The following is a 25,792-nucleotide window of genomic DNA, read 5'->3' on the forward strand; positions in this document are numbered from 1 at the left end:
ATAGATATCGGTACAGTACCGGTACACTTTTTCATATCACTTTAATCACTGGCCTGGTAAAACCACCATGACAGTTGCGACTTCCCCCCCTTCCGGCGCCGGGTGGCAGCCGGTGCGGCAGGCCGACGCCACCCTGGTGACGCAGTTGGCCGATGACCTGGCGCGGCGCATCGACGAACATGGCCTGCGGCCGGGCACCCGGCTGCCGTCGATACGCCGGATGGCCGAGCAAAGCGGTGTCAGCCGCTTCACCGTGGTCGAGGCCTATGATCGGCTGGTGGCGCGCGGGCTGGTGCAATCCCGGCGCGGCGCCGGGTTTTTCGTGCGGGCCCGCAGCGCCTCCCTGACCGCCCTGGCGAGCGCGCGGGCGCCGCAGGCCGCGCCCGAGACCCCGGTGCGGGTGGACGTGAGCTGGCTGCTGCGCAACATGTTCCGCGAAACCGCCGCCGGCATGCCGGGCGGCGCCGGCCTGCTGCCGCCCGAGTGGCTCGACCCCGATATGGTGGCCGCGGCGGTGCGCGCGGTGGGCCGCACGGTGCGCGGCAACCTGGTGTCGTACGGCAGCCCGCAGGGCTACGCGCCGCTGCGCCAGCAACTGGCCTCCATGCTGCAGGCCGATGGCGTGCCGGCCCATCCGGAGCGCAATCTGCTGACCACCAACGGTGTCACGCATGGCCTGGACATCGTGGCGCGCCACCTGATCAAGCCGGGCGATACCGTACTGGTCGAAGACCCGGCGTGGTTCGTCATTTTCGGGCGCCTGGCCGCGTTCGGCGCGCGCCCGATCGGCGTGCCGCGCGGCCCCGACGGCCCGGACCTGGCCATGCTCGACCGCCTGGCGGCCGAGCACAAGCCGCGGCTGTACATCATCAACGGCGCGGTCCACAACCCCACGGGCCACACCTTGTCGGCCGGCGCGGCCTACGACATCCTGCGCCTGGCCGAGCGTCATGATTTCATGGTGGTCGAGGACGACACCTATGCCGACCTGCACCCGGGCGGCGCGATGAAGCTGGCGGCGCTCGACCGCCTCGAGCGCGTGATCCTGGTGGGCGGCTTTTCCAAGATGCTGGCGGCCAGCCTGCGCGTGGGCTATATCGCCGCCGGGGCCGAGACGCTGCAGCGCCTGACCGACCTGAAAATGCTGGCCGGGCTGACCTCGCCGGAACTGGGCGAGCGGGTGGTGCACCGGGTGCTGGTCGAAGGGCAATACCGGCGCCACATCGAGCGCGTGCGCGCGCGCGTCAACGAGGCGCGCCTGCGCAGCATCCAGGCCCTGCAGCAGCTCGGGCTGTCCGTCCCGCACGAGCCGCACGCCGGCATGTTCGTCTGGGCCGACTGCGGCCGCGATTCCGAGCCGGTGGCGCGCAACGCCGCCGAGCGCGGCATGCTGCTGGCGCCAGGCACGCTGTTCTCGCCCAGCGGCGCGCCGTCTACCATGCTGCGGTTCTCGGTCGCCATGGTCGACACGCCGGGTATCTGGCAATCGATCGCGGCGGTGGTGGCGCAATAGGGCCTGCGCGCTGACCCGCAGAACTGAATATACTTTCCACAGATCCCGCCTCTCCGGCGCTTCACCATTCGAGGTTGCAACCATGTCCGCCGCTATCAAGCCCCTTACCGAGAATTTCGCCGTTGCGCCCCAGCTGGGGCCGGCCGACATGGCCGACGTGGCCGCCGCGGGTTACAAGAGCGTCATCATCAACCGGCCCGATTTCGAGGGCGGCCCCGACCAGCCCACCGCCGCCGATGTGTCGCAGGCCGCCCAGGCGCTGGGTTTGCAGGTCGAGTACCAGCCGGTGGTCGGCAGCGCGATGACCGCCGCCGATGTCGCGCGCTTCGCCGAACTGTTGCGCACGATGCCCGGCCCCGTGCTGGCCTATTGCCGTACCGGCACCCGCTGCACCAACCTGTTCGCGGCCGCCCGGCAACTGGGTTGACGCGGGTCAAGGGCGGGTCTCCCCCGGGGTGCGTCGGCGGCGGGTTTTCCGTTAGCATGGAGTCTCTTACCAGACAGGAGCAGGCAGCATGTTCAAGAAGATCCTGATTCCCACGGACGGTTCCCCGCTGTCCGCGCAAGCAGCCAATGCGGGCATCTGCTTTGCCCGCTCCACCGGGGCCGAAGTCGTCGCGCTGCATGTCACGCAGCCGTTTGCCGCCACCATCGGGTTCGATGGCATGGCCGCCGCCTACGCCATTACCGACGAAGACTACGAAAAGGCTTCGGCCGAACAGGCTGAGAAATATCTCAAGCTGATCCTCGACCGCGCCGAAACCGCCGGGGTCAAGGCCGAGTCGCGCGCTGTCTCCAATTTCAACGTGGCCGACGGCATCGTCCAGGCCGCCGGCGAGGCCGGCTGCGACCTGATCTTCATCGGCAGCCACGGTCGCAGCGGGCTGTCGCGCCTGCTGCTGGGCAGCGTCACCGCCAAGGTGCTGTCGCTGGCCCATACCGCCGTGCTGGTGTACCGGGTCAAGGAAGACAAGGACAAGAAATAGCGCTGGCCGTCCCGGCGCCGCACCAGCCCCGCTGGCCGCACAGGCCGCGGGGCTTTTTTGGGCCTGTCGATTGCTTGGGCGTCTGTCCCGGGGGGCGGAGACTGTCTTGGCAGGCTGGCGTCGATGGCGTACGGCGGGGTGCCTGTCCCAGCAGGGACAGGCGCCCACGGCGTCCTGCGCCATGCGGCAAGCCACCCCGGCGACGCCAGGGATATCTGCCATGGGCGGCGCCAGTCGTAGTATTGTCTGCGGTAGCGCATCGGCGCCAGATCCAGCCACAGCCGATTGCAGCGCAGGTGCGCAAGGCGGCGCGGACGACCTCCGCGACGCGTGGAAAAACCACGATCCCTTGCCATCAAGAGGCCATCATGACTCGCAGGACGAGCATCGAACGCTACCGCAACATCGGCATCAGCGCCCACATCGACGCGGGCAAGACCACGACCACCGAGCGCATCCTCTTCTACACCGGCATTACCCACAAGCTGGGCGAGGTGCACGAAGGCGCGGCGACCATGGACTGGATGGAGCAGGAACAGGAGCGCGGCATCACCATCACGTCGGCCGCCACCACGGCGTTCTGGCGCGGCATGGCCGGCAACTATCCCGAGCACCGCATCAATATCATCGACACCCCGGGGCACGTGGACTTCACCATCGAAGTCGAACGCTCGATGCGGGTGCTCGACGGCGCCTGTATGGTCTACGACTCGGTGGGCGGCGTGCAGCCGCAGTCCGAGACGGTCTGGCGCCAGGCCAACAAATACGGCGTGCCGCGCATCGCGTTCGTCAACAAGATGGATCGCGTCGGGGCCGACTTCTTCCGCGTGCAGCGCCAGATCGTCGAGCGTCTGAAGGGCGACGCCGTGCCGATACAGATTCCGGTCGGCGCCGAGGACCACTTCGAAGGGGTGGTGGACCTGGTCAAGATGAAGGCCATCATCTGGGACGACGCCAGCCAGGGCGTGCGTTTCGAGTACCGCGACATTCCGCCCGAACTCCAGGCGCAGGCCGAGCAGTGGCGCGAGAAAATGGTCGAGAAGGCGGCCGAGGCCAACGAGGCCCTGCTCGAGAAATACCTGTCGGGCCAGCCGCTGAGCGAGGACGAAATCAAGAGCGGCCTGCGCGCCCGCACCGTCGCCAACGAGATCGTGCCCATGCTGTGCGGCAGCGCGTTCAAGAACAAGGGCGTGCAGGCCATGCTGGACGCCGTCATCGACTACCTGCCCTCGCCGGCGGACGTGCCCGCCATCATCGGCCACGACGAGCGCGACCGCGAGATCGAGCGCCATCCCGCCGACGACGAGCCGTTCTCGGCGCTGGCGTTCAAGATCATGACCGATCCCTTCGTGGGCCAGCTGGTTTTCTTCCGGGTCTACTCGGGCGTGGTCAAGTCGGGCGACTCGGTGCTCAACCCGCTCAAGAGCAAGAAAGAGCGGCTGGGCCGCATCCTGCAGATGCATGCCAACGAACGCCGCGAAATCAGCGAGGTATACGCCGGCGACATCGCCGCCGCGGTCGGCATCAAGGAAATCACCACCGGCGACACGCTGACCGATCCGGCGCACGTCATCATCCTCGAGCGCATGACCTTCCCCGAGCCGGTGATTTCGCAGGCCGTCGAGCCCCGCACCAAGGCCGACCAGGAAAAAATGGGCATCGCGCTCAACCGGCTGGCGCAGGAGGATCCGTCGTTCCGGGTGCGGACCGACGAAGAGTCCGGCCAGACCATTATTTCGGGCATGGGCGAACTGCACCTGGAAATCCTGGTCGATCGCATGAAGCGCGAGTTCGGGGTCGAGGCCAACGTGGGCAAGCCCCAGGTCGCCTACCGCGAGACCATACGGTCCACCGTCACCGACGTCGAGGGCAAGTTCGTCAAGCAGTCGGGCGGACGCGGCCAGTACGGCCATGTGGTGCTCAAGCTGGAACCGCAGGAGCAGGGCAAGGGCTACGAGTTCGTCGATGCGATCAAGGGCGGCGTGGTGCCGCGCGAGTTCATCCCCGCGGTCGACCGCGGGGTGCGCGAGACGCTGAATGCCGGCGTGCTGGCGGGCTATCCGGTGGTCGACGTCAAGGTCACGCTGGTATTCGGCTCCTACCACGACGTGGACTCGAACGAGAATGCGTTCCGCATGGCGGCGTCGATGGCCTTCAAGGAAGGCATGCGGCGCGCCAGGCCGGTGCTGCTCGAACCCATGATGCACGTGGAGGTCGAGACGCCGGAGGATTTCACGGGCAACGTGATGGGCGACCTGTCGTCGCGGCGCGGCATGGTGCAGGGCATGGAGGACATCGCCGGCGGCGGCGGCAAGCTGGTGCGCGCCGAAGTGCCCCTGGCCGAGATGTTCGGCTACTCCACGTCGCTGCGTTCTCTGACGCAGGGGCGCGCCACCTACAGCATGGAGTTCAAGCATTACGCCGAGGCGCCGCGCCAGGTGGCCGAGCAGATCATCGCCGCCCGCGGCTCGGGGGCGGCGGCGCGGGGCTAGTGCGGCGATTGGGCGACGACCCGCTTGTCGTCGCGGGCCGCGATGCGTTTTTCCAGGCGGCGCAGCGCCGCCAGGACGAACAGGGCGATCAGCGTGCTGGCCAGCGCGGTGGCCTCGCGCCCCATGCCGGCGGCCACGCCGATCGCCGCGGTCAGCCAGATGCCGGCCGAGGTGGTCAGGCCGCGGATTTCGCCCTCGTGGCCCAGCTTGATGATGGCTCCCGCGCCCAGGAAGCCGATGCCGGCGATCACGCCCTGCAGCACGCGGCTGAGGTCGCCGACCTCCATGCCGCCTTGCAGCGGCACCAGCACGAACAGCGCCGCGCCCAGCGCCACCAGCATGTGGGTGCGCAGCCCGGCGGCCTTGCCGCTGCGTTCCCGTTCGTAGCCCAGCAGCCCGCCCAGCACCACCGCCATGCCCAGCCGCAGCACGATGCGGGTGGCCTCGGCGACGTCCGGGATGTCGGCGAATTCGTTACGCACGGTGGACCAGATTTCCATCCAGATGGTGCCCATGGCAGCGCGCTCCCAGGAAAGGAATTCCAGCATAGCAGGGCAACGCGGCGCTGTGCACGGCGGCTTCGGGTCGTTATGATCGACAAACCCGCCTGCGTTGGAGACGCCGATGGACTACCTTGTTTCGCTGGCCCAGCAACCCGCCGCCTGGGCAGCGCTGGCTACCCTCATAGCCATGGAAGTCGTGCTGGGCATCGACAACCTCATCTTCATCTCCATACTCACCAACAAGCTGCCGCCCCAGCACCAGACCAGGGCGCGGCGCATCGGGATCGGCATGGCGCTGATCCTGCGGCTGGCGCTGCTGGGCACGGTGGCGTTCATCGTGCAGCTGACGCAGCCGGTGTTCGAACTGTTCGGCCACGGGTTCTCGTGGCGCGACGTCATCCTGGTGGCCGGCGGCCTGTTCCTGGTCTGGAAGGCCACCAAGGAGATCCACCACCATGTCGACCCCAACCCGGGCGGCGACATGTTCGGCGGCAAGGCGGCCACCCTGGGCTTTGCCGCGGCGGTGGCGCAGATCCTGATGCTGGACCTGGTGTTCTCGATCGACAGCATCATCACCGCCGTGGGCATGACCGAACACATTCCCATCATGTTCGTGGCGGTCATCGTCGCGGTGGCGGTCATGCTGCTGGCGGCCGAGCCCCTGGCGCGCTTCATCGAGCGCAATCCCACGGTGGTCATGCTGGCGCTGGCTTTCCTGATGATGATAGGCATGACGCTGATCGCCGAAGGGTTCGGCGCGCATGTGCCCAAGGGCTATATCTACGCCGCGATGACGTTCTCGGCCCTGGTCGAGGGGCTGAACATGATGGCGCGCCGCGCGCGCGAGCGGCGCGGCGCGGGGGCCGCCGGCGGGTGAGGCCGCGGCCGCGCGCCGGCAATACCTGCGATGTATCGGCCGACCCAAATATAGTATTTCCGCCGCGCCCGCTTCTTGCCTAGGATGTTCGCAACGAACATCCAGGGCAGGAGTTGCGATGCAAGCAGGCGATACTGGAAAGCGCATGGCCGGGCACCCCGCGCGCGCCGGGGCGGGGCATGGCGGAGGCGACGCATGAGCGGCCCCTTGGAGGGCGTGCGCATCCTCGACATCACGACCGTGCTGATGGGGCCGTACGCGACGCAGATACTGGGCGACCTGGGCGCCGACGTCATCAAGGTCGAACCGCCCGCCGGCGACAACGTGCGCGGCATCGGGCCCGGCCGCCATGCGGACATGGGGGGCATCTTCCTGCACGCCAACCGCAGCAAGCGCAGCATTGCCCTGGACCTGAAAAACCCCGCCGGCCGGCAGGCGCTGCTCAAGGTGGCCGCCACCTGCGATGTGCTGGTCTACAACGTGCGTCCCCAGGCGATGGCGCGGCTGGGGCTGTCCTACGCCGAGGTGGCGCAAGCCAATCCGTCGATCCTCTACGTCGGCATGTACGGCTACGACCAGCGCGGCCCCTACGCCGCCCGGGCGGCCTATGACGACCTGATCCAGGGCGCGGTGGGAATCCCGTCGCTGTCGGTCGAGGCCGGCAGCGACATCCCGCGCTACGCGCCCAGCGCCATGGTCGACCGCATCGTCGGCATCAGCGCCGCCAACGCCGTCACCGCCGGCCTGTACCACCGCGCCCGCACGGGCCAGGGGCAGGCCATCGACGTGCCCATGTTCGAAACCATGGCGCACCTGATCCTGGGCGACCACATGATGGGCCAGACTTTCGAGCCGCCCCTGGGGCCGCCCGGCTATCCGCGCATCCTGAACGCCGACCGGCGCCCCTACGCCACCAGGAACGGCCACATCTGCGTCCTGCTCTATGCGGACAAGCACTGGAAGGCGTTTTTCGAGATCATGGGGCAGCCAGGCCGCGACGCGGCCGACCCGCGGTTTCGCGACATCGGCACCCGCACCCAGCACATCCACGCCATTTATCGCCTGGTCTCGGACGCCATCGCCACCCGCACCACCGAGGAGTGGCTGGCCGCGTTCGAGGCCGCCGACATCCCCGCCATGCCCGTGCACACCATGGCGTCGCTGCTGCGCGACCCGCATCTGGAGGCCATCGGATTTTTCGGCACGGTGGATCATCCCAGCGAAGGCGCGGTGCGCATGATGGCGGTGCCGTCGCGGTGGTCCGGCACGCCGCCCCAGCCGCGCGGCCACGCGCCGCGCCTGGGCGAGCACAGCGTCGACGTGCTCAAGGAAGCCGGATACGGCGACGAGGCCATCGCCGCGCTGCTGCGCGACGGAGCGGCCATTGCCGCGCCCGGCGAACTGCCAACGGGAGCCGGCCATGACTGATTTCCTGCGGCATGAACGGCATGGCGGCGTGCTGCTGTTGACCATGGACCGCGAAGGCACCCGCAACGCCCTGTCCGACGCCGACGCGGTCGAGGAGCTGGTCGAGGCCTGCGCGCGGATCGGCGCGGACCTGTCGGTGCGGGCCGTGGTGCTGACCGGCTCGCATGGCGTGTTCTCGTCCGGCGGCAACCTCAAGACGCTGGCCGATACGGTGGGCGCCGGGCTGGGCGAGCCGGTGCACAGCCGCCAGGCCTACCGCAGCGGTATCCAGCGCATCCCGCTGGCGCTGTACAACCTGGAGGTGCCGACCATCGCCGCGGTCAATGGGCCGGCCATCGGCGCCGGTTGCGACCTGGCCTGCATGTGCGATATCCGGCTGGCCGCCCGGCAGGCCAGCTTTGCCGAGAGTTTCGTCAAGCTGGGCCTGACGCCGGGCGACGGCGGCGCCTGGCTGCTGCCGCGCATCGTCGGCATGTCGCGCGCCTGCGAACTGTCGTTCACCGGCCGCAGCATCGATGCCGCGTGGGCCTGCGAACTGGGCCTGGTCTCGGAGGTGTTGGACGCCGACGCGCTGCTGCCGGCGGCGCTGGCGCTGGCCCAGGAGATTGCCCAGCATTCCGGCCATGCGCTGCGCCTGACCAAGCGGCTCCTGCGCGAGGGCCAGCATACGCGGCTGGACACCTTGCTGGAGCTGTCGGCGGGCTTCCAGGCGCTGGCGCATCACACGCCGGAGCATGCCGACGCGCTCGATACCTATCTGAGCCGCAAGCGCGGCTGAGGCTGCCCCGCGGCGGGCTTGCGGCCGCCGCGGCATTCGACAAGACCAACAGAACGGAGACGACCATGCATCCCAGGACCCTGGCCCTTGCGGCATTGTCCGTCGTTGGGCTGGCGCAGGGCGGCAACGCCCGCGCGGAGGCCGGCTATCCCGCGCATCCGGTGAAGATCATCGTGTCCCTGCCGCCGGGCAGCGGCGCGGACACGACCGCGCGGTTCCTGTCCAGGCATCTGGCGCAACGCTTCAAGCAACCCTTCGTCGTGGAGAACCGGCCCGGCGCCAACAGCTTCATCGCCGCCCAGGCGGTGGCCACCGCGCCGCCCGACGGCTACACCCTGTTCGTCGCCAGCAATTCGCCCATGACGACCAACGCGGCCGTCTTCAAGAGCCTGCCCTACGACGCGGTCAAGGACTTTGCCCCGGTCGCGCCGATCGCCCGCTTTCCGATGGCCCTGGTCGTGCCGGCCAACTCGCCGTATCGCAGCGTCGCCGATCTGGTGGCCGCCGCGCGGGCCGCGCCCGGCCAGCTCAACTTCGCCAGCGGCACCGCGACCTACCAGGTCGTGCTGGAGCTGTTCCACGAGCAGAACGGAATCAAGGCCACCCACGTGCCGTACAAGGGCACGTCGGCCGCGCTGGCCGACGTGGCCGGGGGCGTCGTGCAATACAGCGTGGCCGACGTCAGCGCCGCGTTGCCGTTGATCCGCGGCGGCAAATTGCGGCCGCTGGCGGTGACCAGCACACGGCGCATCAAGGACCTGCCCGACGTGCCCACCATGCAGGAAAGCGGCAACAAGGGGTTCGAGGCGTATGCCTGGACCGCCGCGTTCTTTCCCGCGAAGATCGATCCGGCCATCGTCGCGCGCGTGTCCGAAGCCGTCCAGGCGCTGGTGCGCAGCGGGGAGGGCAAGGCGTTCATGGAGAAACTGGGCGGCGAGCCTTTCGTCGGCGGCCCCGACACGCTGGCGGCGTTCCAGCGCGACGAGCTGGCGTCCATGCGGCGCATCGCCGAACTGGCCAACATCCAGCAGGAATAGCGCTTCAGGCTCAGCGCGGCGGGCCGGCGGCCGGCCCGGCCTGCATCAGGCGGCACGCCATGTCGACGAAGTTGGCGGTGGTCGGCGTGGCGTTGTCGGGATGCACGGCCAGGGCGATGCCGACCTTGATGGTTTCGGCCAGTTGCGGCACGTTGACCAGCCGCACGCCGCCGCCAGCCTGCCGACATGCCACCTTGGGCACGATGGCCAGGCCCAGTCCGCTCTCCACCAGGCTCAGTATGGTCTGCACCTGGATGGCCTCCTGCGTGATGTGAGGCACCACGCCATACTGCTGGAACGCGTACATGATCAACGCATGCATGCCCGGCACGTGCGTGCGCGAATAGCCGATGAACGGTTCGTCCGCCAGCTCGTCGAGCGCGACGTCGTCGCGCTGCGCGTAGCGGCTGCCGGCCGGCACCGCCAGCATCAGGTGATCGGCCTGCAGCAGCGTTATGCGGGCCGTCGACGGCTCCAGCACCGGAAAGCGCACCAGCGCGACGTCCAGCGTGTGCGCGTCCAGGCGGCGCAGCAGGTCCACGGTGGTGGATTCCTCGATGACCAGGTCCACGCGCGGGTAGTCCTTGCGGAACGCCGACAGCAGTTGCGGCATCAGCGAGTAGACCGAAGAGCCGACAAAGCCCACCTTGAGCATGCCTTGCTTGCCGCTGGCGCCTTCCTGGGCCGCGCGCTGGATTTCATCGGCGTAGAACAGCGTGGCGCGCGCATAGCGCAACACCACCTCGGCCGCCGGCGTGGGCCGCAGGCCCGCGGGCAGCCGTTCGAACAGCTGCACGCCCAGTTCCTGTTCCAGTTTCTTGATTGCGGTGGAAAGGGGTGGTTGCGCCATATGAAGCCGTTCGGCCGCCCGGTGGAAATTGAGCGTTTCGGACAGGACCAACAGTTGCTTGAGCTGGCGTAGCTCCACGGCGCGCCTCCGGTGATGCGCCGGGCTTGCGATATGCATGATGTATTGCCCGGTCCACATCTAATATTAGACCGTGATATGTGCTCCGTGTAGATTGTCGTGATGCCCGCGCAGCCGCGCGGGCCATGGGTTTCACGGCAGCTTCGAGAACCGTGGCGCGTGCGCGGTGCCGTGCCGCCGCACTTACGGGAGCCATCTTGGGCACTATCATCGAGGCGCTGCAGCCTGCCGCCATTCCCGCGCGCGACGAGGCCCTGCGCCCGGCCGTGCGCGCCTTCCTGGAAGAGGCGCTGAGAGAGATGCCGGCGGATCGGCGGGCGCGCTCCTGGATGGGGTATGACGCCGGATTCAGCCGAGCGCTGGCGCGGCAGGGCTGGCTGGGCCTGACGCTGCCCGTCGAGTACGGCGGCGCGGGCCGCAGCAATTTCGCGCGCTTCGTGCTCAGCGAGGAACTGCTGGCCGCCGGCGCGCCGGTGTCGGCGCACTGGATCGCCGACCGCCAGACCGCGCCATTGATCCTGCGTTTCGGTTCGCCGGCGCAGCGCGCGTTCTACCTGCCCAGGATCATCCGCGGCGAAGCCTTCTTCGCCATCGGCATGAGCGAACCCGATACCGGGTCGGACCTGGCCAGCGTGCGCACGCGCGCCACGCCCGTCGCCGACGGCTGGCTGCTGAACGGACGCAAGATCTGGACGACGAACGCCCACCGCTCGCACTACATGTGCGCGCTGGTGCGCACCTCCGGCACGCCGGAGGATCGCCACCGCGGGCTGTCGCAGATGATCTTCGACCTTGCGCTGCCGGGCATCGAGATCCGGCCCATCCGCGACATCGCCGGCGATGCGCATTTCTGCGAAGTGCTGTTCGACAATGTGCTGCTGCCGCACGATGCGCTGGTGGGCGAGGAAGGCAGCGGCTGGCGGCAGGTGATGGCCGAACTGGCGCTCGAGCGCAGCGGCCCGGAGCGCATCTATTCCAGCATGGTCCTGCTCGATGGCTGGCTGGCCCATCTGCGCCGCGACCCCGCGCCGCCGCGGGAGCAGGTCCGCATGGCGGGCCGCCTGGCCGCACGGCTGGCGGTGCTGCGCTCCATGTCGCTGGCGGTATCGCAGCGGCTCGAGCAGGGCGCCGACGCCAGCCTTGCCGCCGTGCTGGTGAAAGACCTGGGCACGGAGTTCGAACAGACGGTTCCCGAGCTGATAGGGCAGGCGTTGCGCGCCAGTCCGCGGCCCGCGCCCGACGCGGCGCTGATGCGTACGCTGGCCTATCTGACGCTGATCAATCCAACGTTTTCCTTGCGCGGCGGAACGCGCCATATCCTGCGCGGGATCATCGCGCGCGAGCTCGGGCTGCGCTGAGGCGGACCTACATCGAGGGGGAGGACATGGCGTCCACCATGCAGCAGGATCTATACGAAACGTTCGTCCGTGCGTTGGCCGGCCTGTGTCCGCTGGAGCGGGTGCGCGAGATCGAAGCCGCGGCCGATCCGCGCGCCGCCGCCGCGCATACCTGGAACGCGGTGGACGCCCTGGGCTATGGCGACGCCCTGTCGCCCGCCGAACACGGCGGCGCCGGCCTGTCGCTTGCCGACGCGGAAGGTTTGTTGCGGGCAGCCGGGGCCATGGCCTTGCCGTTTCCGTTCGCCGACACCCTGCTGGCGCGCGCCTTGCTGCGCGCCGCCGGGCAGGCCGTGCCGGACGGGCCCATCGCCCTGGGCGCGGCGCTGCCCGATGGCGCCGGCTGGCGCTGCGCGCCCATCGCGGGCGCGGGGCTGGCGCAGGCGGTGGCGGTCGAGCGCGACGGCTGCCTGGCGCTGTGGCCGGCGCCGGACATGGCACTGCCCGGCCTGTTCCGGCCCGGCGCCAGCGGCGCGCCTGCGTGGCGCGGCATGCCGGCGCATGCCGGCCGCGCCGCGGTGCCCGCCGGGGCGGTGCAGGCCTGGCGCAATGCGGCCGATGCCGCGGGCATGGCAGGAGCCATGCAGGCGGTGCTGGACTGCTGCGTGGCTTATGCGCGGGAGCGACATCAGTTTGGACAGGTCCTGGGACGGTTCCAGGCGATCCAGCAGGACATCAGCGTGCTGGCCGAGCAGGTGGCGGCGGTGGCCATGGCCGCGCGGCTGGCATGCGCCAGCGGCGCGCTGTTTCCCGATCCGGCGCTTGCCGCCTGCGCCCGGCTCCGGGCCTGCGAGGCCGTGCCCGTAGTCTGCGCGCTGGCGCACGCGGTGCATGGCGCCATCGGCATCACCGAGGAATTGCCGCTCGGCCTGTACACGGCGCGGCTGCACGAGTGGCGCGCCGTTGGAACGAGCGAAGACGATTGCGCCGAGCTGCTCGGCCGGCGCGTACTGGCCGATGACGGGCGAACGCTGCTGGACACGGTGCGCGGGCTGGTGTCCGCCGCCCAGGCGTAGCGCCGTCCGCGCGCCGGCTCTGCTTTTTTTTCCTACCCCTTTTTCGAGGTTCAACATGTCCGTCAATCCAGATCCGGTAGTCATCGTCGCGGCGCGGCGCACGCCCATCGGCGCGTTCCAGGGCGCGCTGGCGCACTACAGCGCGCCGCAACTGGGCGCCCATGCGCTGGCCGCCGCGGTGCGGCAGGCGGGCTTGCCGCCCGACGCGGCGCAGGAGGCGCTGATGGGATGCTGCCTGTTCGCCGGGCTGGGGCAGGCGCCGGCGCGCCAGGCCGTGCTCGGCGCGGGGCTGCCGACCGAGGTGCAGGCCACCACCCTGAGCAAGATGTGCGGTTCGGGCATGAAGGCCGCCATGCTGGCGCACGACATGCTATGCGCCGGATCGGCCGATGTGGTGCTGGCCGGCGGCATGGAGTCGATGAGCAATGCGCCGCATCTGATCCCCAAGGCGCGGCAGGGCTATCGGCTCGGCGATGGCCAGTTGCTCGACCACATGTACCGCGACGGCCTGCAGGATGCCTACGAAGGCCGGTTGATGGGGCATTACGCCGACCTGGCCGCGCGCGAATACGGCTTCTCCCGCGAACAGCAGGATGCGTACGCGCACGAGAGCGTACTGCGGGCGCAACGCAGCGTCGCCGAAGGCGAGTTCGCCGATGAAATCGCGCCGATGGCCGGGCTGGCGCGTCGCGGCGCGCCGGCCGGCATGGTTGCCGTGGACGAGACGCCCGGCCTGTGCGACGTGTCGCGGCTGGCCAGCTTCAAGCCGGCCTTCAACGCCGACGGCACGGTGACCGCCGGCAACGCCTCCTCGATCTCCGACGGCGCGGCGGCCTTGGTGCTGACGCGGCAGGCGCACGCCGAGCGCCTGGGGCTGGCGCCCCTGGCGCGCATCGTCGGCCATGCCACCGCGGCGTTGCCGCCGGGCCAGTTTCCGGCCGCGCCCGTGCGCGCCATCGCGCGGCTGTTCGAGCGGGTGGGCTGGAGCCGCGACTCGGTCGACCTGTTCGAGATCAACGAGGCGTTCGCGGTCGTGACGATGATCGCCCTGCGCGAATTGGGCCTGCCGGCCGACCGGGTCAACGTCAACGGCGGCGCCTGCGCCTTGGGGCATCCGGTCGGTGCCACGGGCGCGCGTCTCATCGTCACGCTGATACATGCGTTGCAGCGTCGTGGCCTGCGCCGCGGCGTGGCCGGCCTGTGCCTGGGCGGCGGCGAAGCGACCGCGATCGCCATCGAACGGGTCTGACGCCGAGCCGCCCGCCGGCCTGCCGGGCGGCGGGCGCGGCGTGCTACGGCTTGGCGCCTGCGCGCGAGACGACAACGCCGGCCGCCTCGCGATCCCACAGCGGCGATGGTCGCTGCTCGGCGCGCTGCCTGAGCTTGAATTTCTCGATCTTGCCGGATTCGGTCAGCGGCAGCGCATCGACGAATTCCAGGAAGCGCGGCACCATGTAATAGCTCATGTTCTCCACGCAGTACCGGGTCAGGTCCTGGTAGCTCAGCGCGCTACCCGGACGCAGCAGCACCGAGGCGCCGACTTCGTCCTCGGGCAGATCGCCGCGCACGGGATAGACCGCGGCATTCACGACTTCGGGATGCGACGTGAGGACGGCCTCGACCTCCTGCGAGGAAATATTCTCGCCGCGCCGCCGTATCGAGTCCTTCTTGCGGTCGACGAAGTACAGGTAGCCGTCCGCGTCCAGGTAGCCCCGGTCGCCCGTGTGGAACAGGAAATTGCGCCGTGCCCGCAGCGTCGCCTCGGGCATCTTGTAGTAGCCCGAAGCCGTGCTCCAGGTTTCATGGCTGCGCAACACGATCTCTCCGGTCTGTCCGGCGGGCAGTTCGATGTCGTTGTCGTCGACGATGCGCAAGTCGATGCCCGGGCGCGGCTTGCCGCAACTGAAGGCCTTCCCGGCCGGGTCGTCCAGCCGGGTGGAGGCCGCCAGGCAGTAGTCGCTGAGCCCGTAGCCGGTGAAAACCTTCACGCCGAAGCGCGCTTCGAATTCGTGCACGTAGGGCGGGACGGGCGCCATCGAGCACAGCCGGACCTTGTGGTCGCGATCCCGCGGCGTGGGCGGCTGGGTCCACAGGAAATTGACGATCGCGCCCAGCGAATTGAAGCGGGTGGCGCCGCTCTGGCGGATCTCGTTCCAGAAGCGCGTGGTCGAGTAGCGGTCCGTCAACGCCACGGTGGCGCCCGCCACGAACGCCGTCCAGGTACTGTTGAGCAAGGCGTTGGCGTGGAATAGCGGCAGGCAGACATACTCCACGTCGTCATGGGTAACCCAGCGCGCCGTGGCATTCTGTACCGCCCACACATTCAGCCCCGCCTGCGGCCACATGACGGCCTTGGAGGGCCCCGTCGTGCCGGACGTGAACAGCAGCGCGCCAAGCTGCCAGGGGTCGGCGTCCCAGGACTGGTCCGCCGGACCATCCCGCTCCAGCTCGGCAAAGCGGATGGACCGGGGGCCTTGCGGCGCGATGTGTCCGGATCCATCCTCGACGACGACGATCCGTTCCAGCCTGGGCAGTTCATGCAGGCAGGCCGCGATCAGGGCCAGGTACTTCTCGTGCACGACCAGGGTCGTGATGTCGGCGAAATCCAGGTAATAGACCAGCAGCTTGCCCTTGGCCGCGGTATTGATCGGCACCCACACCGCTCCGATCCTGGCGAGCGCGAATACCGCCAGGATCATCTCCGGGCAATTGTCGAGAATCAGCCCGACATGCGCGCCGGTCTCCACGCCGTGGGCTTTCAGGCCCCGGGCCACATCGCTGCTGCGCCGGTCGAACCCGGCATAACTGATCTTCTCGCCGCGCGGCAGGAAATGAAGAAAGGTCTTCTCGCCATGCCGCCGGGCCTGCATCGCGGTGATTTCCGCCATGCGGCGTTGCTTGATCTCGTCCAGCGTGAAGTCTGCCATGGGGGCCTTGATGTCGTTGTGCAGGGTCCGTGCGCGCAGCGGCGCGCGCCGGCCGGGTGATGGACGGCCTAGTCGACCTTGATGTCGGCGGCGTCGGCGATCTTCTTCCACATGGCCTTCTCCGATTCCATGAAGGCCTGGAATTGCTCGCCGACCAGCGGCTCGGGAAGGATGCTGAGTCCGAACCCCGAGAACTGCTCCCTGACCTCGGGCAGGCTGGCGATCGCGGCAAGCTCGCGCTCCAGCCGCGCCATCACTGCCGGCGGGGTCTTGGCCGGCGCCACGATGCCGATCCACGAGTTGAGCGCCACTTGCGGATAGCCTGACTCGACGAAGGTCGGCACCGAGGCCAGGTCCGGCCAGCGCTGCGCGTTGGTCACGCCCAGTATCCTCACAGACCCTGCCTCGACGACCGGGGCCATGTTCTTGAGCGTGTCCACGCTGAACAGCACCCGTCCGGCGACCAGGTCGGGCAGCATGGCGGTGCCGCCCTTGTAGGCGACGTGTGTCATGCGGATGCCGGTCGACTGTGCGATCAGCGCGGCCATCAGGTGTCCGCCCGAACCCACGCCGCCGGAGCCGAACGTCACGTTGTCCGGGTTTTCTTTTGCCCAGGCGACGAATTCCTCGATGCTCTTTGGCGGCGCCACCGAACTGGCAACGAAAACGTTGCGTGCCACGCCCAGGTGCGCGATGCCCTTGAGCTCGCGCAGGGGATCGAACGGCATGTTCCGATGGATGCTGGGGTTGGCCACATGCGAGACGCTGACGCCCAGCAGCGTATGGCCGTCCGGCTGCGACTGGGCGACGAACTTCGTCGCGATCAGGCCGTTGGCGCCGGGCCTGTTCTCCACGATAACGCTGGCGTTGCCGCCGAACCGCTGCTCCAGTTGCTTGGCGACGACGCGCATGGCGGCGTCCAGCGGGCCGCCAGGCGGGGTCTGCACCACGATGCTGACCGGCCGGGTTGGGTAGGTGGCTTGCGCGCAAACCGGTGCCGCGAACGCGCACAGCACCGCCCCGACGGCCGAAGCAAGGTATGTCCGTGCCTTGTTGTGAATCGCCATGTTGCTCCCCCTTGGTTGCCTGAGGCTGTTGTCGATTGTTCTGTCGGCGGCATGGCGCGGATCGGGAACGTTCCGCGTGGCATGCCGCGTACTGGTGCAACAGCTGGCAATGCTATGTAGGGTGCGGCGGTCTCCACAAATACTTTATTTGTCTCGGCCAATACGGCCGGCGTATCGGGTGCGCAGTCCGCGCGGCTGGGCGCCGCGCCGGGCCGGCCTAGGCGAGGAAGGCTTCGATCGCGCCATTGAAGGCGCGCGGGTTGCCCAGGTTCATGCCGTGCGACGAACCGGCGATGGCCGTGCGCTCGGCGTGGGGCCAGGCGCCTTCGAGCATGTCCAGCACCTCGGGGTAGGGGGCGGGGCTGAGCGCGCCGCCGATCAGCAGCGTCGGCAGCGCCAGCCTGCGCAGGGTATCCGGCGTCAGCGGCCCGGGCTGTTCGCGCGCCTGGCCCAGCAGCGTATTGGCGTTGTCGCGCACCATGTCCTTGAACCAGGGCACCATGCGACGCCAGGTGTCGGGCCCGGTCACCGTGTCGATGAACAGCGCCAGGCCCGCGTCGGGGTCGCCGTCGCGGATCAACGCCAGCGCGCGCTGGCGGAATCCGCCGCGCGAGTCGTCGCCGCCGGGCAGCGGCAGGCCCGGGTCGGCCAGCACCAGCGAGCGTGCCAGGTCGGGGCGGCGCAGCGCCGTTTCCAGCGCGACGCGGCCGCCGCGCGAATGGCCCACCAGGTGCGCGGGCTCGCCGCACACGTTTTCAATGAACTCGACGATATCCTGCGCATGGCGGGCCACCGAGAAATCGTCGCCGGCGCCATCCCAGTCTTCGGGCCAGTAGTGGCGCAGCGACGGCGCCAGCACGCGAAAGGATCTGCCCAGCGGCCCGAGCTGCGGTTTCCAGTAGCGGCAGTCGCACAGCGAGCCATGGATCAGCACCATGGGGGCGCCCTGGCCGGCCTCGGCGTAGGCGATGGGGTAACCGTCGATGGCGGCGGTCTGCAAGGAAAGTTGAGGTTCTGAGCGCATGGCAGGTGTGGCGCGCCGCGACGGCCCGCAGGGCGTGATTCTAGCCCGGACGGCGCGGGCGGGCTGATACACTCGTGGCCGATCGCGTTTTCGATGACTTCCCGAAGGATCCGCTACCCATGGCCGAAGACGAACCGAATTCCCTGCCCGAGTCGGCGCTGCGCGTGGCGCGGCTGCTGCGCGAGATGGGCCACGACCGGCCGGTGATCATGCTGCCCCAGACCGGCAAGACCTCGGCCGAGGCGGCCGCGGGGCTGGGCTGCGAAGTGGCGCAGATCGCCAAGTCCATCATCTTCCGGCGCGCGGCCGACGACGCTCCGGTGCTGGTCATCGCCAGCGGCGTCAACCGGGTCGACGAGGCCAAGGTGGCCGCGCGGGTGGGCGGGCTGGCCAAGGCCGACGCCAAGTTCGTGCGTGCCATGACGGGCTACGCCATCGGCGGCGTCTGCCCCATCGGCCATGCCGTGCGCCCGGTGATGCTGCTCGACGAAGATCTGTTCCGGTACGACAGCCTGTGGGCGGCGGCCGGCCATCCGCACGCGGTGTTCAGCCTGACGCCGCGCCAATTGGCCGACATGACCGGCGCGCCGGTCGCCGATGTGGCGCAGCGCGCCGCCTGACGGCGCATTGCATCAACCGAAGCGGGCGGGCGAGTAGGGCGCGGCGTCGACCACGGTCGGCGCGCCGTCCACCAGTTCGGCCAGCAGCCGGCCGCTGACCGGCCCCAGCGTAAAGCCCTGGTGCCCGTGCCCGAGGTTGAACCACAGGCCGGGGTGGCGCGGCGCCGCGCCGATCACCGGCAGCATGTCCACCGTGCAGGGGCGGCTGCCCATCCAGAAATCCGGTTCGGCCGGCTCTCCCAGTGCGTACAGGTCGCGCGCGGCGGTTTCGGCGCGCGCCAGCTGCACGGGCGTGGGCGGCGCGTCCTGGCGCGCCAGCTCGGCGCCGGTGGCCAGGCGCAGGCCGCGCCGCATCGGGCTGAGCACGAAGCCGCAATCCGCATCCTGCACCGGCATGCTCGGCATGGCGGCGCACTGGTAATGGCGGTGATAGCCGCGCTTGACGAACAGGGGCAGCCGGTAGCCGAAGCGCCGCAGCAGGCCATCGGACCAGGGGCCGAGCGCCACCACGGCGTGGCCGGCCTCGCGCCGGGCCGGGCCGGCCGCTTCCTCGATCTGTACCGACCAGCCGGCGCCGGCGCGCTGCAGCGTGCCGGCATCGCCGCGCACCACCGTCCCGCCTTCGGCCTGGAAGCGCTCGGCATAGGCGGCCACCAGCGCGCCGGGGTCGGCCACGCTCCAGGGTTCCTGCCAATGGATGGCGCCGGCGCTCACGCCGGGCCGCAAGCCCGGTTCGGCCTGTTCCAGGTCGGACGCCGATTCGATCGCCAGCGCCACGCCGCATTCGTCGGCCAGGCGCCGCGCCTCGCGGGTCGCCGCGGCAAGGCCGGCCGCGCCGCGAAACAGCGAGCGAAATCCGGTGCGCCGGATCAGGTCGTCGCAGCCCGAGGCGTCGATCAACGCCTGGTGCTCATGGGTGCAATGGGCGATGATCTGGCCGTACGCCAGCGCGATGGGCCGGTAGCGGCGCGGCGCGCTGGCGGCGTAGTAGGCGGCCAGGCGCGGCAGCAGCGCGGGCAGCGCGCCCCAGTGGTAGCGGATGTCGAAGCCGCGGCGCAGCGCCACGCGCAGCAAGGTGGCCAGGCCGCGCGGGAAGGCATAGGGTTCGACCGCCTCGCGCTGGATGATGCCGGCATTGCCGTACGAGGTCTCCAGCCCCGGCTCGCGCCGGTCGACCAGCGTGACGCGGTGGCCGCGGCGCTGCAGGTGCAGGGCCGCGCATACGCCCACCATGCCCGCGCCCAGCACGATGATTTCCTTGCTCATCGATCCCATCTCCGTGATGCGCGCCGCGCGCCAGCCGGGCGCGAGGCGTTCTGTATACTCGGGCCTGCCTGGCGCCCGCCATTCCCATTCCGCTCAGGGTTCAGCATGGACAAATCCACCCAGGCGGCATCCCGCCTGCTTGCCTTTCGCTTCCTGTCGACCAGCCAACTGCTGTACCGCAGCCTCGAACTCATGATGGGGCGCGAACTCGGCCTGTCGGTGCGGCAATGGCGCGTCATGTTCTTCCTGGCCAACGACGGCGTCGGCTCGGTGCAGGAGATCGCCGATTTCTGCCGCTACGACAAAAGCCAGGTCAGCCGGGCCTTGCAGGAACTCACCGACAAAGCCTACGTGAACCGCGTGCCCAGCGCCCATGACCGCCGCAAGGTGCTGGCGTCGCTGACGCCTGCCGGTATCGAAGTGTACCGGCAGGGTCTGCGCATCAGCCTGGCGCGCGACGAGCGCATGAAGCGCGCCCTGTCCGCCGACGAACTGGCCGCCTTCAACGCCACGCTCGACAAGCTGGCCGAACAGGCGCAGGCCATCATGGACGAGCTCTGAGGCGCTGCGTTCAGAGCGCGCTGGCCTGTCCATCCTTGCGGTGGTCCGAGGCGCCCAGGTAGCCACCCTCGATGCGCATGATGGCCTGCGAGCCGCCAAACTCATCCGAGAAGCGCGGCGCCACGGTCACCGCGTGGCCGCGCTCGCGCAGGCCGGCCACGGCGGCATCGGGGAAGTTCCATTCCACCATGACGGTGCGGTTGTCCTCCAGGATGCGCCAGCGCGGCGCGTCGACGACGGCCTGTGGGTTCTGCCCGGCGGCCGTGCGCACCGTCACCTGTACATGGCCCTGCGCCTGCAGCGAGCCGCCCATCACGCCAAAGCTCATCAGCGGCGCGCCGCCGCGCATCAGGAAGCCTGGGATGATGGTGTGGAACGGCCGTTTGCCGGGCCCGACTTCGTTGGGGTGGCCTTCGATCAGGTTGAAGCCCCAGCCGCGGTTGTGCAGGGCGATGCCAGTGCCGGGTACCACCACGCCGGAGCCGAAGCCCTTGAAGTTGGATTGGATCAGCGACACCATCATGCCGTCGGCATCGGCGGCCGTCAGGTACGTCGTGCCGCCGTTGTGCGGTTTGCCGGGTCCCGGGTAGCGCGCTTCGGTCGGGCTGATCGCGCCGGCGCGCGCGGCCAGGTAGGCGCGGTCGAGCAGCATCTCGGCCGAGACCTCGCGCATCGAGGCGGGGTCGGCCACGTAGCGGTTGATGTCGGCGAAGGCCAGTTTCATGGCCTCGATCTGGTAGTGATAGAAGTCCGTGCTGTCGGGCTGGCCCAGTTTGCCCGACAGGCCATCGAGCATGCCCAGCGCCATCAGCGCGCCGATGCCCTGGCCGCTGGGGCCGATCTCGTGCAGCGTCAGCTCGCCGTATTGCGCGCCGATCGGGTCCACCCAATCGGCCTGGTGCGCGGCCAGATCGGCCTCGGTCAGCGCCCCGCCGGTCTCGCGCGCGAACGCGGCGATGCGGGCGGCCAGCGCGCCGCGGTAGAACGATTCGCCGTGCGTGTCCGCGATATCCTGCAGCGTATCGGCCTGTCCGGGGCAGATGAAGCGTTCGCCGGGCTGGGGCGTGCGGCCGTTGGGCGCGAAGGCATCGCGAAAGCCCGGGCCCTGCATGATCGGTTCGGCCTGGTCTGCCCACTGGCGCGCGGTGATGGGCGTCACCAGAAAGCCATGGCGCGCGTAGTGCAAGGCCGGCTCGAACAGGCGGGCGAAATCCAGCTTGCCGAATTTGCGCGACAGCGCCACCCATCCCGATACGGCGCCCGGCACCGTCACGGCGTCCCAGCCGCGCGCGGGCATGGCGTCATGGCGCGAGAAGTATTCCCGGGTCCAGGCCTGCGGCGCCCGTCCCGAGGCGTTCAGGCCGTGCAGCTGGCGTCCGTCCCAGATGATGGCGAACAGGTCGCCGCCGATGCCGTTCATGCATGGGCCCACCACCGTCATGGTGATGGCCGCCGCGATCGCCGCGTCGACGGCGTTGCCGCCGGCGGCCAGCATGCGCATGGCGGCCTGGTTGGCCAGCGGCTGCTCCGTGCAGACCATGTTCTCGCCCAGCGCGGGCATGCGCTGCGATACGTAGGGGAAGGTCCAGTCCAGGGGGTGGGATGCGGTCACGCGATTACTCCTTCTTGGCGCCGACGCGGCGCGCCAGCCCGGGCCAGAACGCCAGGTCGTCGGCCGCGATGCGGGCGATATCCTTGGGCGGATGGAACGCCGGCACCATGCCGGCGCGCGTCAGCGTCTCGATGATCTTGGGGTCTTCCAGCGCGGTGCGCACCGCATCGGTCAGCACCGCCACCACCGCCGGCGGCGTGCCGGCCGGGGTGACGAACGCGAACGGGTTGTCGGCCTTCAGGTCGGTGACGCCCAGTTCGGCCATCGTGGGGATATCGGGGAACTGCGGCACGCGGCCGCTGGCGCTGGTGGCCAGGGCCACCAGCTTGCCGGCCGCCACGTGCGTGCGGACCGACGCGACGCTGTCGAACATGAAGGCGGTCTCGCCGCTCATCAGGCCGGGCAGCGCTTCGGCGCTGCCCTTGTACGGGACGTGCTCGGCCTGCGCCTTCGATCCGTCCAGGAACAGCGCCGACTCCAGGTGCGACAGCGAGCCCACGCCCTGCGAGGCGTAGTTGTAGCGGCCGGGGGCCGCCTTCAGGCGGGCGACGAGCTCGGTCACGGTGGCCGACTGCTGGCCGGCGGGGGCCACCAGCATGTGCGGCGCGTTGACCACGCCGGCGACATACGAGAAGTCCTTTTCCAGGCTGGGGACGTTGTCGTACATGGTGGTGGCGATGGCCACGCCCGTGACCGGCAGCAGCGCCATGGTGTAGCCGTCGGGCTGGTCGCGCACGACGGCGCGCAGGCCCAGCAGCGTGGCCGCGCCGGGGCGGTTTTCCACGATGACCGGCTGGCCCAGCTTGGCGCCCATGCCTTCGGCGATGGCGCGCGCGCTGATGTCGCCCGCGCCGCCCGGCGGCGCCGGCACCACCAGCTTGATCGGACGGCTGGGAAAATCCGCGGCGCTGGCGGGCGCGGCGGCCAGCGCTGCGGCCGCGAAGACGGGCGCGATCAGGCGCGCCAGCGTAAAACAGCGGGAACCGGACATGAATGCATCTCCTGGGCGGATATGGGCGGGGAAGTCAACGGGAAGCGCGCCGCGGCCGGGCCGGCGGCGGGCGAGGTGCTCATCCTATGAGCATATAGTTGCTATGTCAACGTTTTATGCGATGGCGCGCGGCCGGCCATGCGTCGTCGATGACGTTCGGGTTGCCGCTACCTGACGGGGCCGGCCACGCCGTCCACCAGCACATGGGGATGGCCGCGCGAGCAGCGTTCCACGCGCGCCTGGATGCCATAGACGCGCGCCAGCAGCGGCGCGTCGATCACGGCGGCTGGCTCGCCGGCCGCGGCCAGCTCCCCGGCGCGGATCAGCAGCGCCTGGTCGGCGTGGCGCAGGGCGACATTGATATCGTGCAGCGCCGCGATGGTGATCAAGCCATGGCGGCGGGTTTCCTGGCGCAGCAGGTCCATCACATGGAACTGGTAGTTCGGATCCAGCGCCGACAGCGGCTCGTCGAGCAGCAGCACGCGCGGGCGCCGTATCAGCGCCTGCGCCAGCCCCACCAGCTGCTTCTGCCCGCCGGACAGCTCATCGAGGAATTGCAGCGCCAGGTGTCCGATGCCCAGCCGCTCGAGCAGGGCGGCCACGGCCGGCGGCCCGGCCTGTCCGGCCGCTTCGCCATGCGCGCGCGCCGCGACCAGCACCGATTCGAACACGCGCAGGTGGACATCGGCCGGCAGGCCTTGCGGCAGATAGGCGACATGCTGCGCCCGTTGCGCCAGCCCGGCCTGGTCCAGCCTCAGTCCGTCCAGCGCGATCGCGCCGCCGCGCGCGGGCAGCAGTCCCGCCACCGCCTTGAGCAGGGTGGATTTGCCGCTGCCATTGGGGCCCAGCAGCGCGGTGAGCGTGCCGTGCGGCAAGGGCCCCAGATCCAGGCTGGCGATGACCGTGCGGGCGCCATAGGCCACGCCCAGTCCTTCGATGGCCAGCCCCGGCGCGTTCACAGGCTTTGCGGGCGGCGCAGCAGCACCGCCACGAAAAAGGGAATGCCCACCAGCGAGGTCACGATGCCCACCGGCACGATCACCCCTGGCACCAGGCTCTTGGACACCGAGGCGGCCAGCGACAGGATCAGCGCGCCCGTCAGCGCGCTGCCGGGCAGATAGAAGCGGTGATCCTCGCCGAACAGGCGGCGGGCGATGTGCGGCGCCACCAGTCCGATGAAGCCTATCGTGCCGGCGAATGCCACCGCCAGAGCGGCCAGCAGGCTGATGCGGCACAGGGCGGCCAGGCGCAGCCGGCGCACGTCCACGCCGAAGCTGGCCGCGCGCGTTTCGCCCAGCCGCAGGGCGGTCAGCCGCCAGGCGTGGCGTAGCGCCAGCGGCAGGGCCAGCGCGCAGGCCGCCGCCAGGATGCCCACGCTGGCCCAATCGGCGCGCGCCATGCTGCCCATGGTCCAGAACACCAGGTTCTGCAGCGCCTGGGCGCTGGCGGTGAACTGGATCAGCGAGATCAGCGCATTGAAGGTGAATACCAGCGCGATGCCGAACAGCACGATGGCCGGCGCGCCGATGGCCCGGCGCCGCGCCACCTGGTCCAGCAGCAGGCCGGCCAGCGCGGCGAACAGGAAAGCGTACAGCGGCACCAGCCAGGCCCCGGCCACGCCGGGCAGGCCGACATGCAGCACGATGGCCAGCGAAGCGCCCAGCGCCGCGGCGGACGAGACGCCCAGCGTGAACGGGCTGGCCAGGGGGTTGTTCAGGATGGTCTGCATCTCGGCCCCGGCCAGCCCGAGCGCCATGCCCACGATGGCGGCCATGGCGGCCTGCGGCAGGCGGATGTCCCAGACGATGACGCGGGCCGCCGTATCGGCGGCGCCGGGTTGCAGCAGGGTGCGCCAGAGTTCGGCCAGCGTCAGGCCGGCGGGACCCAGCGCAGCGTCGGCGGCCAGCGCCGCGCAGGCTGCCGCCGCCAGGGCGGCCATCAGCCACCGGCGGCGCCGCAGCAGGCGGCCGTAGGCCCGCACCGCGTCGGGGGCGGCCGCGGCCATTACTGCAGCAGTTGCAGGCGGCTCTTGGCCGTGTTGGCGGCCGGCGTGGTCGGATAGTCGCGCACGATGCGCTGCAGCGTGGCCTTGGCGCCGGCGCGGTTGTTCAGCTCGATCTGGCTGCCGGCGATCACCAGCAGGGCGTCGGGCGCGCGGGCGTTGGTCGGCGCGTTCTGCACCAGGCTGTTGAGCTGCTCGATCGCGCCCTTGAAATCCTTCATGGCGTAGCGGCTGCTGCCCAGGTAGAACTGCGCCGTCGGCGCCAGCTGACTGTTCGGGTACAGCGCGATGAAGGCGGCCAGCGATTCGGCGGCGTCCTTGTACTGGCCCTTGCGGAACAGGTCGATTGCGCCGTCATAGGCGGCCTGCTCCTGCTGGTCGACCGCGGTCACGCCCGGCGGGTTGCCGGCGTGCTGGGGCTGGCCGCCCTGCGCATTGGGCTGCTGGCGCGAAATCAGTTCCAGTTGGTCGCGCAATTGGGCGATTTCCTGTTGCATGGCGTGCAACTGATCGGCCAATTGCAGCCGCGCGCGCTGGTTCTGCTCATTCTGCTGTTGCACCTGCTGGCGCAGATCCAGGATGGCGCGGCGCGCTTCATCGTCGGCAAAGGCATGGGCGGGGGCCGCCATGGCCGCGAGGGCCAGGCTGGCGGTAATGACCAGAGTACGCAGGGGCAGGGCTTGATCGCGCATGAAAATATCCAGGTCTGAAACGAAAACGTCGGGACGGCCGGATGACCGTCCCGACGCGTGGTGGGGCTGCTTGGC

At 69.8% G+C, this 25,792-nt stretch carries 24 protein-coding genes; 13 read left to right on the forward strand and 11 right to left on the reverse strand.

The genetic code is table 11. The features are described 5' to 3' along the window. Window positions 1–112: 112 nt before the first annotated feature. The 4 genes from CAL11_RS03630 (at window position 113) to fusA (ending at window position 4,991) form a co-directional block, all read left to right on the forward strand. Window positions 113–1,513, forward strand: coding sequence for a PLP-dependent aminotransferase family protein (locus CAL11_RS03630; RefSeq protein ID WP_080699812.1), 1,401 nt, complete (start codon window positions 113–115; stop codon window positions 1,511–1,513). An 82-nt stretch (window positions 1,514–1,595) separates the two neighbouring features. Beyond that, window positions 1,596–1,940 carry a TIGR01244 family sulfur transferase gene (locus CAL11_RS03635; protein ID WP_033463982.1) on the forward strand — a complete coding sequence of 115 codons (345 nt, stop codon included), beginning with the start codon at window positions 1,596–1,598 and terminating at the stop codon, window positions 1,938–1,940. Window positions 1,941–2,028: 88 nt separating this feature from the next. After that, window positions 2,029–2,499 (forward strand): universal stress protein, encoded by a 471-nt coding sequence (locus tag CAL11_RS03640; RefSeq protein ID WP_003814701.1) that lies wholly within the window; start codon window positions 2,029–2,031, stop codon window positions 2,497–2,499. A 368-nt stretch (window positions 2,500–2,867) separates the two neighbouring features. Next, window positions 2,868–4,991, forward strand: coding sequence for an elongation factor G (gene fusA, locus CAL11_RS03645; protein WP_086092182.1), 2,124 nt, complete (start codon window positions 2,868–2,870; stop codon window positions 4,989–4,991). Here fusA and CAL11_RS03650 read toward each other — a convergent pair. Further along, on the reverse strand, window positions 4,988–5,506 hold the full coding sequence (locus tag CAL11_RS03650) for an MgtC/SapB family protein (RefSeq protein WP_086092183.1): 519 nt from the start codon (window positions 5,504–5,506) through the stop codon (window positions 4,988–4,990). The genes fusA and CAL11_RS03650 overlap by 4 nt on opposite strands. Before the next feature lie 109 nt (window positions 5,507–5,615). On the opposite strand from CAL11_RS03650, the gene CAL11_RS03655 reads away from it, so the two are divergent. The 4 genes from CAL11_RS03655 (at window position 5,616) to CAL11_RS03670 (ending at window position 9,614) form a co-directional block, all read left to right on the forward strand. After that, a complete protein-coding gene (locus tag CAL11_RS03655) occupies window positions 5,616–6,371 on the forward strand; it encodes a TerC family protein (protein ID WP_086092184.1) in 756 nt (251 codons plus the stop codon). 195 nt (window positions 6,372–6,566) lie between these two features. After that, a complete protein-coding gene (locus CAL11_RS03660) occupies window positions 6,567–7,799 on the forward strand; it encodes a CaiB/BaiF CoA transferase family protein (RefSeq protein WP_086092185.1) in 1,233 nt (410 codons plus the stop codon). Next, a complete protein-coding gene (locus CAL11_RS03665; RefSeq protein WP_086092186.1) occupies window positions 7,792–8,577 on the forward strand; it encodes a crotonase/enoyl-CoA hydratase family protein in 786 nt (261 codons plus the stop codon). Before CAL11_RS03660 ends, CAL11_RS03665 begins: the two co-directional genes overlap by 8 nt. 65 nt (window positions 8,578–8,642) lie before the next feature. Continuing rightward, on the forward strand, window positions 8,643–9,614 hold the full coding sequence (locus CAL11_RS03670) for a Bug family tripartite tricarboxylate transporter substrate binding protein (protein WP_086092187.1): 972 nt from the start codon (window positions 8,643–8,645) through the stop codon (window positions 9,612–9,614). 10 nt (window positions 9,615–9,624) lie between these two features. Here the strand turns inward: CAL11_RS03670 and CAL11_RS03675 are convergent, their stop codons facing one another. Next, entirely contained in the window at window positions 9,625–10,542 is a 918-nt protein-coding gene (locus CAL11_RS03675; RefSeq protein ID WP_347876364.1) for a LysR family transcriptional regulator, read from the reverse strand. Between the two features lie 197 nt (window positions 10,543–10,739). On the opposite strand from CAL11_RS03675, the gene CAL11_RS03680 reads away from it, so the two are divergent. The 3 genes from CAL11_RS03680 to CAL11_RS03690 are packed head-to-tail and all read left to right on the forward strand — an operon-like array spanning window position 10,740 to window position 14,204. Beyond that, window positions 10,740–11,900 carry an acyl-CoA dehydrogenase family protein gene (locus tag CAL11_RS03680; RefSeq protein WP_086092189.1) on the forward strand — a complete coding sequence of 387 codons (1,161 nt, stop codon included), beginning with the start codon at window positions 10,740–10,742 and terminating at the stop codon, window positions 11,898–11,900. Between the two features lie 26 nt (window positions 11,901–11,926). After that, on the forward strand, window positions 11,927–12,955 hold the full coding sequence (locus tag CAL11_RS03685) for an acyl-CoA dehydrogenase family protein (protein ID WP_086092190.1): 1,029 nt from the start codon (window positions 11,927–11,929) through the stop codon (window positions 12,953–12,955). A 55-nt stretch (window positions 12,956–13,010) separates the two neighbouring features. Then, window positions 13,011–14,204 carry a thiolase family protein gene (locus CAL11_RS03690; RefSeq protein WP_086092191.1) on the forward strand — a complete coding sequence of 398 codons (1,194 nt, stop codon included), beginning with the start codon at window positions 13,011–13,013 and terminating at the stop codon, window positions 14,202–14,204. Between the two features lie 43 nt (window positions 14,205–14,247). Here the strand turns inward: CAL11_RS03690 and CAL11_RS03695 are convergent, their stop codons facing one another. The 3 genes from CAL11_RS03695 to CAL11_RS03705 form a co-directional block, all read right to left on the reverse strand. Further along, a complete protein-coding gene (locus CAL11_RS03695) occupies window positions 14,248–15,882 on the reverse strand; it encodes an AMP-binding protein (protein ID WP_086092192.1) in 1,635 nt (544 codons plus the stop codon). Between the two features lie 68 nt (window positions 15,883–15,950). Then, window positions 15,951–16,949, reverse strand: coding sequence for a Bug family tripartite tricarboxylate transporter substrate binding protein (locus CAL11_RS03700; RefSeq protein WP_086092193.1), 999 nt, complete (start codon window positions 16,947–16,949; stop codon window positions 15,951–15,953). 217 nt (window positions 16,950–17,166) lie between these two features. Next, the gene (locus tag CAL11_RS03705) at window positions 17,167–17,973 is read right to left on the reverse strand and encodes an alpha/beta fold hydrolase (RefSeq protein ID WP_086092194.1); all 807 of its coding nucleotides are present in this window, start codon (window positions 17,971–17,973) and stop codon (window positions 17,167–17,169) included. A gap of 119 nt (window positions 17,974–18,092) precedes the next feature. On the opposite strand from CAL11_RS03705, the gene CAL11_RS03710 reads away from it, so the two are divergent. Further along, a complete protein-coding gene (locus CAL11_RS03710; protein ID WP_033463947.1) occupies window positions 18,093–18,593 on the forward strand; it encodes a YbaK/EbsC family protein in 501 nt (166 codons plus the stop codon). A gap of 12 nt (window positions 18,594–18,605) precedes the next feature. Here CAL11_RS03710 and CAL11_RS03715 read toward each other — a convergent pair whose 3' ends face one another. Beyond that, on the reverse strand, window positions 18,606–19,859 hold the full coding sequence (locus CAL11_RS03715; RefSeq protein ID WP_167382447.1) for an NAD(P)/FAD-dependent oxidoreductase: 1,254 nt from the start codon (window positions 19,857–19,859) through the stop codon (window positions 18,606–18,608). Between the two features lie 105 nt (window positions 19,860–19,964). On the opposite strand from CAL11_RS03715, the gene CAL11_RS03720 reads away from it, so the two are divergent. Then, the gene (locus tag CAL11_RS03720) at window positions 19,965–20,420 is read left to right on the forward strand and encodes a MarR family winged helix-turn-helix transcriptional regulator (protein WP_033463942.1); all 456 of its coding nucleotides are present in this window, start codon (window positions 19,965–19,967) and stop codon (window positions 20,418–20,420) included. A 10-nt stretch (window positions 20,421–20,430) separates the two neighbouring features. Here CAL11_RS03720 and CAL11_RS03725 read toward each other — a convergent pair whose 3' ends face one another. The 5 genes from CAL11_RS03725 to ybgF form a co-directional block, all read right to left on the reverse strand. Then, window positions 20,431–22,032 carry a gamma-glutamyltransferase family protein gene (locus CAL11_RS03725; protein ID WP_086092196.1) on the reverse strand — a complete coding sequence of 534 codons (1,602 nt, stop codon included), beginning with the start codon at window positions 22,030–22,032 and terminating at the stop codon, window positions 20,431–20,433. Between the two features lie 4 nt (window positions 22,033–22,036). Next, window positions 22,037–23,023 (reverse strand): tripartite tricarboxylate transporter substrate binding protein, encoded by a 987-nt coding sequence (locus CAL11_RS03730; RefSeq protein ID WP_033463937.1) that lies wholly within the window; start codon window positions 23,021–23,023, stop codon window positions 22,037–22,039. 167 nt (window positions 23,024–23,190) lie between these two features. Beyond that, on the reverse strand, window positions 23,191–23,982 hold the full coding sequence (locus CAL11_RS03735) for an ABC transporter ATP-binding protein (protein ID WP_086092197.1): 792 nt from the start codon (window positions 23,980–23,982) through the stop codon (window positions 23,191–23,193). Continuing rightward, window positions 23,979–25,028, reverse strand: coding sequence for a FecCD family ABC transporter permease (locus CAL11_RS03740; protein WP_086092198.1), 1,050 nt, complete (start codon window positions 25,026–25,028; stop codon window positions 23,979–23,981). The genes CAL11_RS03735 and CAL11_RS03740 overlap by 4 nt, the downstream gene beginning before the upstream one ends. Further along, window positions 25,028–25,717 carry a tol-pal system protein YbgF gene (gene ybgF / locus CAL11_RS03745; RefSeq protein WP_086092199.1) on the reverse strand — a complete coding sequence of 230 codons (690 nt, stop codon included), beginning with the start codon at window positions 25,715–25,717 and terminating at the stop codon, window positions 25,028–25,030. The genes CAL11_RS03740 and ybgF overlap by 1 nt, the downstream gene beginning before the upstream one ends. Window positions 25,718–25,792 lie beyond the last annotated feature (75 nt).

Origin of the sequence: Bordetella genomosp. 6 (assembly GCF_002119705.1) — a bacterium.
GTDB lineage: Bacteria > Pseudomonadota > Gammaproteobacteria > Burkholderiales > Burkholderiaceae_B > Bordetella > Bordetella bronchiseptica_F.